Here is an 11,462-nt window from a genome sequence, read left to right on the forward strand (position 1 = left end):
TGATTTAGTCCTTGCAATCATTTTGATATAATAGTATAAACAATGAAATTGAATTAATGAAAAGAGGGATTATTTTGAACAATTTTGATCAACCGACCGAAAGAAGAAGTGTTAACAACGCAGTTGGCTTAAACACTTTCTTTTCTCGAGTATACGGCTGGATGGGTGCCTCAGTTTTGATTTCTGCCCTAGTTGCGTTCTTCGTAATTAATGCCGGCATTTCAATGTCTGGTGGTGCTGCCATCGTATTAATTATTGTATGGGCAGTGATTCCATTCCTGATCCAAGGTGCGGCAATGCGCTCAGCTGGATTAGGGTTAGCCCTGTTGTTTGTTTATTCGGCAATGACTGGCTTCGTATTTTCTAACATTTTGATGGTTTATACGAATACTTCAATTGTTGCAGCATTTGTTTCAAGTGCTAGTTTATTCATTACGATGAGTATCTATGGGTTTGTTACGAAACGTAGTTTAGCTAAAATGGGAACCATTTTAATTGCGGCATTGATTGCAATCATTGTGGCATCAGTTATTAATATCTTCTTGCATATAGGAGTATTATCATTGATCATTTCAATCATTTCAGTAATTATCTTTACTGGATTAACTGCATATGATACGCAAATCCTAAAGAATTTCTACAACCAAAATAGTGATGAAAGTACTGCAACTGCAATTGCTATTGGGGGCGCATTAACGCTCTACATTAACTTCATTAACTTATTCTTGAGTTTACTACAAATCTTTGGAATGGGTGACAATCGCAACTAAGCTTGCGTGATTCAAAAGAGACTACCGATTAATTTATCGGTGGTCTCTTTTTTAAATCATTCCAATTTGTTATATAATATTGAAAGGATAAAATTCGTTAAAAAATTAAGGAGATTTTACATGGCTGATAAGAGACTTCTATTAATCGACGGGAATAGCATTGCATTTAAGGCTTTTTATGCGCTCTTTCAATCTGTTGATCGATTTACTAATCATGAAGGGTTACACACAAGTGCTATCTATGGTTTTAACACCATGCTTGATAACATCTTAACGGCAGTGCAACCAACGGCAGCTTTAGCAGCATTTGATGCTGGCAAAGTGACTTTTAGAACTAAGTTATATGATGACTATAAGGGAGATCGTAAAAAGACCCCAACGGAACTAATTGAACAATTTCCATACATTAAGGAATTACTCAAAGATCGCGGAATTAAAAGTTATGAATTAGCTAACTATGAGGCTGATGACATTATTGGGACGTTATCGAAACAAGCAGAAGCAGCTGGCTATGAAGTGACAATTGTAACTGGTGATCGTGATTTAACCCAGTTGTGTTCTGATCATGTTACAGTTAGCGTTTCTAAAACGGGGGTCAGTGAAATTGACCATTATACTGCTGATTATGTAAAGGAACATTTGGGCATTACGCCTAAACAAATTATTGACTTAAAGGGGCTGCAAGGAGATACCTCTGATAATTATCCTGGGGTGACTAAGGTAGGTCCTAAGACCGCGGATAAGTTGATCAAACAATTTGGCTCCATTGAAAATTTATATGATCATATTGATGAAGTCACTGCTAAAAAATTAAAGGAACACTTAATTGAAGATCATGACCAAGCATTGTTATCTAAGCGATTAGCAACCATTGACTGCAATGCCCCTGTAACCATTGGCTTAGATGAATTAGAATATATGGGTAATCAAGACGAAGCCTTAATTGCATTTTATAAGCGCATGAATTTTAACAAGTTCTTGAGTCAAATGAACTTGCAATCTGAAATGCCAACGATTGAATATACAATGATTGATGCTGATCATTTAAATGATGTAAAGCTATCCGGTGCCGTGACCTTATACCTAGGAATGGACGGTGATAACTACCACCAAGCACCATTTGTTGGATTTGTTATTGGGGATGGCGATCATTGGTATGTGAGTCGGGATGTTGAATTACTTAAATCAGCACCATTAAAGGATCGCCTAACTGACGATCAAACGCCAATTAGCGTGTTTGATGCTAAGCGGGCATACGTAGGATTAAATCGGCTAGGCATTAAGTTGAACCACGTCGATTTTGATATGCTGTTAGTTTCTTATCTTCTCAATACCAATGATAATAGCAACGACCTTAGTAAGGTTGCTAGTAAACATGGCTACTATGGAGTTAAATCTGATGATGATGTCTATGGAAAAGGAGCTAAGCGTTCGATTCCAGAAGATGATCAAACGCTATTTGACCATTTAGCATCCAAAGCACTTGCGATTTCGGCATTAAAGGATAAAATGTTTAAAGAATTGGATGAACATGATCAAACTAGATTATACCAAGAAATTGAACTGCCAATTGCGTTCGTATTAGCTAGAATGGAAATTCAAGGGATTACTGTTAATCGAGATCAGCTGATTTCGATGGGCAGTAAGCTATCAGAACGAATTGCCGAGTATGAACAAGCCATCTATAATGATGCTGGTCAAGAATTCAATATTGGATCGCCAAAACAACTAGGTGAGATTCTATTTGAGAAGTTACACTTACCAGTGATCAAAAGAACCAAGACGGGATATTCCACCTCAGTGGATGTTCTAGAAAAATTAGCTCCCGAGGCACCGATTGTCGATAATATTTTAAAGTATCGTCAATTGTCTAAAATTGCTTCGACCTATGTAGATGGATTATTAAAGGTGATTTATCCTAGTGATAATAAGGTCCACACTCGTTACTTACAAACATTGACCCAAACGGGCCGGCTGTCATCTGTTGATCCTAATTTACAAAATATCCCAATTCGCACCGATGAAGGACGCCAAATTAGACGGGCGTTCGTACCTAGTCATCCGGGTTGGCAAATTTTTTCATCTGATTATTCACAAATTGAGTTGCGGGTCTTAGCTTCGATCAGTGGCGATACCAATATGCAAGATGAATTCAATCATAATGATGATATTCATGCGTCAACGGCGCGGCGAATCTTTGGGTTACAGTCTAACGATGAAGTTACACCTGAATTAAGAAGACAAGCTAAGGCAGTTAACTTTGGAATCGTGTATGGGATTAGTGACTTTGGTTTGGCTAAAAATACGGGAATTAGTCGTAAGGATGCCAAACAATTTATTGATAAATACTTTGCTGAATATCCAAAGGTCAATGAATACATGCAAAATGAAGTTAAATTTGCCCATGCTAACGGCTTCGTCGAAACGATTACCCACCGGAGACGTTATTTACCAGATATTCATTCCCGTAACTTCCACCAACGTTCGTTTGCAGAACGGACTGCTATGAATTCACCTATTCAAGGGAGTGCGGCCGATATTATCAAGATTGCCATGATCAATATGGAATCAGCATTGGCGGGGATGCAAGCGAAGATGCTATTGCAAATCCATGATGAATTAGTGTTCGAAGCTCCAGCAGAAGAAATTCCAGTATTAGAAAAACTGGTGCCAAAAGTAATGGATTCAGCTGTTAAATTACAAGTACCATTGCGTGTGGCCAGTCATCATGGGCCAACGTGGTACGATGCAAAATAAAAAAGATAAGAGGGTTAAACAATGCCAGAATTACCTGAAGTAGAAACCGTAAGAATCGGATTAACAGAATTAGTGCAAGGCGCTACCATTAACAATGTTGATGTTATCTATCCTAAGATGATCAATGTTTCATCAGCTCAATTTATTGATGCATTAACTGGGAGTACCATTGAAAAAATCGACCGGCGTGGAAAATACTTACTCTTTCGTTTGAACAATGGATACACCGTTGTTTCACACTTACGAATGGAAGGAAAGTACGATGTTGAAAAAGATGGGACTAAACCAGACAAACATACCCATATTATTTGGCATCTAACGGATGGTCGTGAACTTCGTTATAATGATAGTCGTAAGTTTGGGCGAATGTATTTAATTAAAAATGGTCAGGAAAATACATTGTCCGGGATTGGTACGATTGGACCGGAACCAACTAGTGATCAGCTTACTTTTGAATACATGAAACGAATCATGAACAAGAGCCGAGGCAAGATTAAACCGTTCCTATTGAATCAAGACCACATTGCAGGACTTGGTAACATTTATACCGATGAAGTGCTTTGGATGAGTAAGATTCATCCAGAACAAATCACGAATTTGATTACTGATGATCAAATTCGGGAATTACGGCAAAATATCATTGATGAAATTGCAGCAGCAATCAAGGGCCATGGAACTACGGTTCATTCATACTCCAATGCATTTGGTGAAGCTGGTCAATTTCAAAGTCAATTGCATGTTTACGGCAAGAAGGGCCAACCTTGTGAACGTTGTGGTACGCCGATCGAAAAGATTAAGGTGGCACAACGAGGAACTAGTTTTTGTCCTAATTGTCAACGAATCGTGACTGCTAATGACTAAGTTAGTTGGGCTCACTGGTAGCATTGGCACTGGCAAATCGACCGTTAGTAAGATGTTTGCGGAAGCTACGGTCCCGATTATTGATGCGGATTTAATTACTCATGATCTACAAAAGGCAGGGACTGATTGTTACCAGGCATTAGTGAATGCATTTGGGCCATCGATTGCTGGTGGGGATGCAATTGATCGGAAGGCGTTAGGCCAATTGGTGTTTAACGATGCGACCCAATTGCACCGCCTTAATCGGGTGATGGATCTTTATATTCGCCAAGCAATCTTAAATCAAATTAATGATTACGAACATAAAGCCGTGCCGTTGGCAATATTGGATGCGCCATTGTTATTCGAAGCAGGGTATGAAGGATATGTTGATACAACTGTCTTTGTGAGTTGTGATGTTGATAAACAAGTTCAACGCATTAAATTACGTAACCACGTTGATACTGAGACGGCAATGAATTTAATCGATCAACAATGGAGTCAACAAATTAAGCAATCATTATCTAAAGTAGTGATTAATAATTCTGGTTCGATTAGTCAAACTAAGCAACAAGTGTTAAAATTATTGGAAAACCTATGTTAAAAACGATGAGGTGATTAGTGATGAAATGTCCCCATTGTCATAAGAATAGTTCAAGAGTAGTCGATTCAAGACCTACCAATGATGGGACCGTCATCAGAAGAAGACGTGAATGCGAAAACTGTGGTTATCGTTACACCACGTTCGAACGAGTAGAATCAGCACCATTATTAGTGATTAAGCATAATGGTAATCGTGAAGAATTTAACCGTGATAAGATGTTACGCGGCATTATTCGCTCGGCTGAAAAACGGCCTGTTTCAATGGACTTAATGACGCAAATTGTTGATAAAGTAGAAAGTGAAGTTCGCTCGCGGGGTGAAAATGAAGTTTCTAGTCAACTAATTGGTGAGTACGTAATGAAAGAATTAGCTGATGTAGATGAGATTGCTTACATCCGGTTTGCGAGTGTTTACCGGCAGTTTAAAGATATGACAGTTTTTTATAATGAAATGAAGGAAGTTATGAACCGCGATCGCGGTAAAGATTCGAAGGATAATGATAAATAATGAACAATGATTGGAATCAAAATGATCCGAAAACAGGGTTTATTGTTACCAAGAACGAACGACTTTCAAACCTAGCAAGCGAATCGATCGATTGGTTGTACCAACCCGTAATTGGGGTCACAGCCACTGCGTTGATTCGCTTGCTTTGGCGATACAGTGAAGATCAAACGAATCCATACGTTCAACGGCAACACTATGAATTGTTTTCTTTTTTACAAATTGATGCAAAAAAATTCAATGAATGTCGAGGCCGCTTAGAAGGGGCTGGATTATTAAGAACGTTCGTTCAAAAAACGGACTCCAAACCAGTTTTAATTTACCAGTTAATCCCACCGCTGAGTAACCGGGCATTTTTTGACGATGACTTATTAAGTCTGGCATTATTGGAAAACGTAGGCGAAGCCACTTATCAAAAGCTTGCGCAACGGTTATTGATCAAGCCATTTGAGATGGATGATGCTGAAGAGATTACGCAAAATTTCTTAGATTCATTTCAAATTGATGCTGATCAAATTACTGATCAACCACAGTCAATCGTTAATTTAAAACATGATTATGATTTAAATAAACCAAACGATGATGATGATGTAAAACGACCATCGCCGAACTATGATCATCGTGATTTTAGTTTTCAATTAGTACTGGATTGTCTTAAGAGTTCCTACGTCAACGTTGAACAAGTTAAACGGCAATATCAATTAATCATTAACGAACACGAGTTATATGGTATCGATGAACTAAAAATGGCTCAACTTATCATGCGGGCCACTAATATTCGTAATAATGTGTTTTCTCCTGATAAGTTAAAATTATTGATTAGTCGCCAATACCAAACGAATAATCAGTCTGTTAAAACTGTTGTTGAAGAATCAAATAATGAAAAAAATAAGACTGATTTTGATGCCAATGACCGTAGTTTAATCAAGGCGGCTGATTATTATGCACCATTAGAGTTTATCAATCGTTTGAAGGAGTCTAAGAATGGCTTCGTTACCCAAAGCGAAGAAAATATGGTTGCAAATTTAGTTGATCAACGGATTATGTCGACGGGTGCGGTTAATATGTTGGTCTATCATATTATTGTCAATCAGGAAAAGCCCCAGTTATCAAAAAATTTATTTGACTTTATTGCTAATGATTGGGTTCAAAAATATCACGTTAAAGCGGCAACGGATGCAATGAATGCTATTAAAGCATATAATCGTAAGCAAAAAGAAAATAAAAAATTAGGTCATTATGGTCGTTCGAACTACCGTAAATCCAATGGTCAGCATAAAGATTTGCGGCCAACTTGGATGAAGGAAGGTTTGGATAACCAAGTTATTAAACCAGTAAGTGAAGAGGAACGTCGCGCAGTTATAGCTAAAATAGAAAAAATTAGAAACAAAAAATAGGAGGTGGCAAATTGAAGGATTTAAAAACTGAACTAAGGCATGCAATTAATGATAAGTTTGGTGATAAGTTTAATTATCAATCGTTAATGCGAGAAGCGTATAATGATCCAGATGTTCAAGCATTCGTAAAAGCACATTCAATTAGCAATGAATCCATCCGGCGCTCAGCGTCTAAAATTTATGAATATGTTCAACAAAAGAATAAATCAGCTAATCATGATGGATTAATTCCAGGTTATCATCCTAAATTAGTTTATAATGGGCAGATGATTGATGTTACTTATGTTCCGACATTAGCAACGATTGAAAAACAAAAGTCAAAGCAATTAAAGGAACGAGTTAAATCGATTGCGATGCCAAAGGTCATTCAGAATGCAAGTCTTAATGACTTTGACTACAAAAATAAATATTTTTCAACTCGTTCACCGATAATGGTATATGCTAGTAATTTCACTTCTGACTATCCGGAAACTGATCATTTTATCCCTGGAATGTATATTTCTGGTTCTTTTGGGATTGGGAAAACGTTTCTTATTGGTGCGATTGCTAATGAATTGGCTGAAGATGGAATTTCATCATTACTAGTTCATTTTCCCAGCTTCGCACATGAAATGAAGGAATCCATTAGCGATAATACTGGCGGTGCTAAATTAGATGCAGTAAAAAAAGCACCAATATTGATGTTAGATGACATTGGGGCAGACTCAATTTCTGATTGGGTTCGAGATGAAGTATTAGGATTGATTTTAGAATATCGAATGCAAAATGAGTTGCCAACGTTCTTTACCTCTAATTACACGATTGATGATTTAAAGGATGCTTACTTATCTGGTCGGAATAATGATGAGACCCGTGCAAATCGAATTGTTGAGCGAATTCGTTTTTTATCCCGTGAATTTCAGATGCAGGGTGATAATCGTCGCCGTAAATAAAAACGGTCTTTTGCTTGACATCCACCCTAAATGATAGTTTAATGATAAATGTAATCTTTATTAATGCAAAAGTGTTTGAAGACATGGTTTATGAATTTGAATTTATTAGGGAAGTGGTGCGTTTACTGGAAGTGCTACTAATTCAACCATAAGTTACCACTTCATTGACTGCTTAGTGGAAATGCTAAGTCGTTTGGTTAACGTTAGATACCGAATTAAGGGTTTACGGACTTATTTCCGTGAATATTTGGGTGGAACCGCGCTTATAAAAACGTCCCATGGTTACTGATATGATTTATCGGTGATCATGGGGCGTTTTTTCATTAATAAAGAAAATTAAAAATTAAGGGAGATCATAAATATGGCTCAACTTTCATTTGAATTTCCAGACGGTAGTGTAAAAGAATTCGACGCTGGAATTAATACAGAAGATATCGCAAAGTCAATTTCAATCAGTCTTGCTAAAAAAGCAGTGGCTGGTAAAGTTGATGGTGAAATGGTTGGATTAAACACCCCTCTTGAAAAGGGTGGCAAAATTGAAATTATTACTAAGGACTCTGCAGAAGCATTACCAGTGCTTCGTCGGACCGCTGCCCAATTACTAAAGGCTGCATTAGCAGATACATTTATGGGAATTCGTTTTGGTGAAAGTACTGCTGATGAAGATGGCTTCTTTGTTGATACTGACAAGGAAGATCGTCAAGTTAGTGCTGATGAATTAGATGGCTTAGCTGAAAAGATGGACGCATTAGTAAAGGCTGATGTTAAGTTAGAAACTAAGGTATTATCATTAGATGATGCTTTAAAGCAAGTTGATGGTGATCCATACCAAGCTAAACTAGTTCGTAAGTTAGCTAAGGATGATAAAGTGGTCTTCTACCAAATTGGTGATTACTTAGGCTTAGGCGAAGGGGTCGTACTACCAAGTGCTAAGCCACTTAAGTTCTTTAAGTTACTTTCAGTTGCGGGTGCATACTGGGAAGGTAAATCATCTAACCCAATGTTACAAAGAATCTTTGGAACTGCTTTCTTCAAGAAGGATGATTTAGAAGCAGACCTAAAGCAACGTCAAGAAGCCAGAGAACGTGACCACCGGGTAATTGGAAATCAACTTGATTTATTCTTTGTTGATCCAAAGGTCGGTGCTGGTTTAGCTTACTGGATGCCAAATGGGGCTACGGTTCGTCGAGTAATCGAACGCTACATTGTGGATAAAGAAGTTAACAGTGGTTACCAACACGTTGTTACGCCAGTGCTAATGAACTTAGATGTTTACAAGACATCTGGTCACTGGGCTCACTACCGTGAAGACATGTTCCCACCAATGGACATGGGTGATGGTGAAGAACTTGAATTACGGCCAATGAACTGTCCAAGTCATATTCAAATCTATAACCACCATATTCGTTCATACCGTGACTTACCAATGCGAATTGCTGAATTAGGGATGATGCACCGGTTTGAAAAGTCAGGTGCTTTAAGTGGTTTACAACGGGTTCGTGAAATGACATTAAATGATGGTCACACGTTCGTTGCTCCTGATCAAATTCAAGAAGAATTTAAGAAGATCTTGCACTTAATGATGGATGTTTACAATGACTTCGACATTAAGGAATACCACTTCCGGTTAAGTTACCGTGATCCTAAGAATACTGAAAAGTACTTCGCAGATGATGAAATGTGGAACAAGTCTCAATCAATGCTTAAGGGTGCCATGGACGAATTAGGCCTTGACTACGTTGAAGCTGAAGGGGAAGCTGCATTCTACGGCCCTAAGTTAGATGTTCAAACTTACACTGCATTAGGAAACGAAGAAACCCTATCAACGATTCAATTAGACTTTATGTTACCTGAACGGTTCGATCTACATTACGTTGGTGAAGATGGTAAGGAACACAGACCAGTTATGATTCACCGTGGAATTGTTTCTACGATGGAACGTTTCGTTGCTTACTTGATCGAACAATACAAGGGTGCCTTTCCAACTTGGTTAGCACCAAAGCAAGTTAAGATTATCCCCGTTAGTGAAGAAAAACACGGTGATTACGCTCGTAAGGTAAACGAACAACTACGTAAGTTAGGCATTCGTTCAGAAGTTGATGAACGGGCTGAAAAGATGGGTTACTTGATTCGGGATGCTCAAACTCACAAGATTCCTTACACATTAGTGGTTGGGGATGAAGAAGTTAAGAACAACAATGTGTCAGTTCGTCGTTACGGTCATGATGACAGTAACACAGCTTCTGTTGCCGATTTTGAAACTCAAATTAAGAACGATATTGATAACTACTCCCGTGAAAACTAATTCTTCCTTGACGAATTAGTTAAAAACTGGTATAGTTACCATATAAATAAAAAGCAGAAGCGTCCCGCTTCTCGCCTTAGTGATTTAAATCGCTGGGCAAATGTACGGTATAAAAATCTGATTTTAATCAGATTAAAAAGCGGGTGCCTTTGTGCGCCCGTTTTTTTCTGCTTTTTAAAATATTTGGAGGTGGATTACCATAGCAAACGATATGATGGTTAATGAAGGTATCCGGTCCCGCGATGTTCGTTTAATTGATGCTAATGGCGAACAACTTGGTGTTAAGACTAAGACTGATGCGTTAAAGTTAGCCGAAGATGCTAACCTTGATCTAGTTCTAGTTGCACCAAAAGCTAAGCCGCCAGTTGCGAAAATTTTAGATTACGGTAAATACCGTTTCGAACAACAAAAGAAGGCTCGCAAATCTCGCCAAAGTCAAAAGACGATTAGCGTAAAAGAAATTCGTTTGAGTCCAACTATTGATACGAACGACTTTAACACCAAATTAAAACGGGTTAAAACGTTCTTGAGCAAGGGTGCCAAAGTTCGGGTTTCAATTCGATTCAAAGGTCGTGCAATTACCCATAAGGAAATTGGTCGCGATGTTTTAAACCGGATGGCTGATGAAACCAAGGACGAAGCAGTAGTTACCCAAAGAGCTAAAATGGAAGGCCGGAGCATGTTCTTGATGCTTGCCCCAAACGATAATGAAAAGAAATAATTATTAATTTATAATTATTACTATTTTTTAAGGAGGAAATTCATAATGCCTAAGACTAAGACTAACCGCGCCGTGGCAAAACGTTTTAAGAAAACTGCTAAGGGTGGTTTAAAGAGTGCTCATGCTTTTACTAGTCACCGTTTCCACGGTAAGACTAAGAAGCAACGTCGTCACTTACGTGGAACTCGCGTAGTTTCTGAATCAAATGCAAAGAAGTACCTTAAGTTATTAAAATAATTTAATCTGAGAACCATTATTTAGGAGGAATTCAATATGCCACGAGTTAAAGGTGGAACCGTTACACATGCACGTCGTAAGCGCATGCTAAAAGCAGCAAAGGGATACCGCGGTGCTAAGAGCCGTTTATTCAAGACTGCTAAAGACCAAGTTATGAAGTCACGTACTTATGCTTTCCGTGACCGTCGTAATAACAAAATCAACTTCAGAAAGCTTTGGATCGCACGTATCAATGCTGCTGCAAGAATCAATGGTTTAAGTTACAGCAAACTTATGCACGGTTTGAAGTTAGCTAATATCGAAGTTAACCGTAAAATGTTAGCTGATTTAGCTGTTAACGATGCTGATGCATTTAAGGCATTAGCTGAAGCTGCTAAAAAAGCTTTAGCATAACAG

At 38.2% G+C, this 11,462-nt stretch carries 11 protein-coding genes and 1 other annotated feature; all 11 genes read left to right on the forward strand.

From position 1 onward, the window contains the following. The first annotated feature begins 74 nt into the window (after positions 1-74). The 11 genes from R4146_RS04915 to rplT all read left to right on the forward strand — a co-directional run bounded on the left by R4146_RS04915 (position 75) and on the right by rplT (position 11,459). Positions 75-770, forward strand: a complete 696-nt coding sequence (locus tag R4146_RS04915) for a Bax inhibitor-1/YccA family protein (RefSeq protein ID WP_339960303.1) — start codon at positions 75-77, stop codon at positions 768-770. A 120-nt stretch (positions 771-890) separates the two neighbouring features. Next, positions 891-3,527, forward strand: a complete 2,637-nt coding sequence (gene polA / locus R4146_RS04920) for a DNA polymerase I (RefSeq protein WP_339960304.1) — start codon at positions 891-893, stop codon at positions 3,525-3,527. A gap of 21 nt (positions 3,528-3,548) precedes the next feature. Then, complete coding sequence (mutM, locus tag R4146_RS04925; protein ID WP_339960305.1) at positions 3,549-4,388, forward strand: DNA-formamidopyrimidine glycosylase; 840 nt, start codon at positions 3,549-3,551, stop codon at positions 4,386-4,388. After that, complete coding sequence (coaE, locus tag R4146_RS04930) at positions 4,381-4,971, forward strand: dephospho-CoA kinase (RefSeq protein WP_339960306.1); 591 nt, start codon at positions 4,381-4,383, stop codon at positions 4,969-4,971. The genes mutM and coaE overlap by 8 nt, the downstream gene beginning before the upstream one ends. A 20-nt stretch (positions 4,972-4,991) precedes the next feature. Further along, positions 4,992-5,477: a transcriptional regulator NrdR gene (nrdR, locus tag R4146_RS04935; RefSeq protein ID WP_339960307.1), complete on the forward strand. Its 486-nt coding sequence runs from the start codon at positions 4,992-4,994 to the stop codon at positions 5,475-5,477. Continuing rightward, positions 5,477-6,871: a DnaD domain protein gene (locus R4146_RS04940; RefSeq protein WP_339960308.1), complete on the forward strand. Its 1,395-nt coding sequence runs from the start codon at positions 5,477-5,479 to the stop codon at positions 6,869-6,871. The genes nrdR and R4146_RS04940 overlap by 1 nt, the downstream gene beginning before the upstream one ends. A gap of 11 nt (positions 6,872-6,882) precedes the next feature. Then, positions 6,883-7,803 carry a primosomal protein DnaI gene (dnaI, locus tag R4146_RS04945; protein WP_339960309.1) on the forward strand — a complete coding sequence of 307 codons (921 nt, stop codon included), beginning with the start codon at positions 6,883-6,885 and terminating at the stop codon, positions 7,801-7,803. A 361-nt stretch (positions 7,804-8,164) separates the two neighbouring features. Next, positions 8,165-10,108: a threonine--tRNA ligase gene (gene thrS, locus R4146_RS04950; protein ID WP_339960310.1), complete on the forward strand. Its 1,944-nt coding sequence runs from the start codon at positions 8,165-8,167 to the stop codon at positions 10,106-10,108. A gap of 45 nt (positions 10,109-10,153) precedes the next feature. Further along, positions 10,154-10,283 (forward strand) — a sequence feature (ribosomal protein L20 leader region). Between the two features lie 36 nt (positions 10,284-10,319). Next, a complete protein-coding gene (infC, locus tag R4146_RS04955) occupies positions 10,320-10,829 on the forward strand; it encodes a translation initiation factor IF-3 (RefSeq protein ID WP_339960311.1) in 510 nt (169 codons plus the stop codon). Positions 10,830-10,874: 45 nt separating this feature from the next. Continuing rightward, a complete protein-coding gene (gene rpmI, locus R4146_RS04960; protein ID WP_339960312.1) occupies positions 10,875-11,066 on the forward strand; it encodes a 50S ribosomal protein L35 in 192 nt (63 codons plus the stop codon). Between the two features lie 36 nt (positions 11,067-11,102). Continuing rightward, positions 11,103-11,459: a 50S ribosomal protein L20 gene (gene rplT, locus R4146_RS04965; RefSeq protein ID WP_339960313.1), complete on the forward strand. Its 357-nt coding sequence runs from the start codon at positions 11,103-11,105 to the stop codon at positions 11,457-11,459. The last annotated feature ends 3 nt before the right edge of the window (positions 11,460-11,462 follow it).

It is taken from the genome of Nicoliella lavandulae (genome assembly GCF_037546185.1).
GTDB lineage: Bacteria > Bacillota > Bacilli > Lactobacillales > Lactobacillaceae > Nicoliella > Nicoliella lavandulae.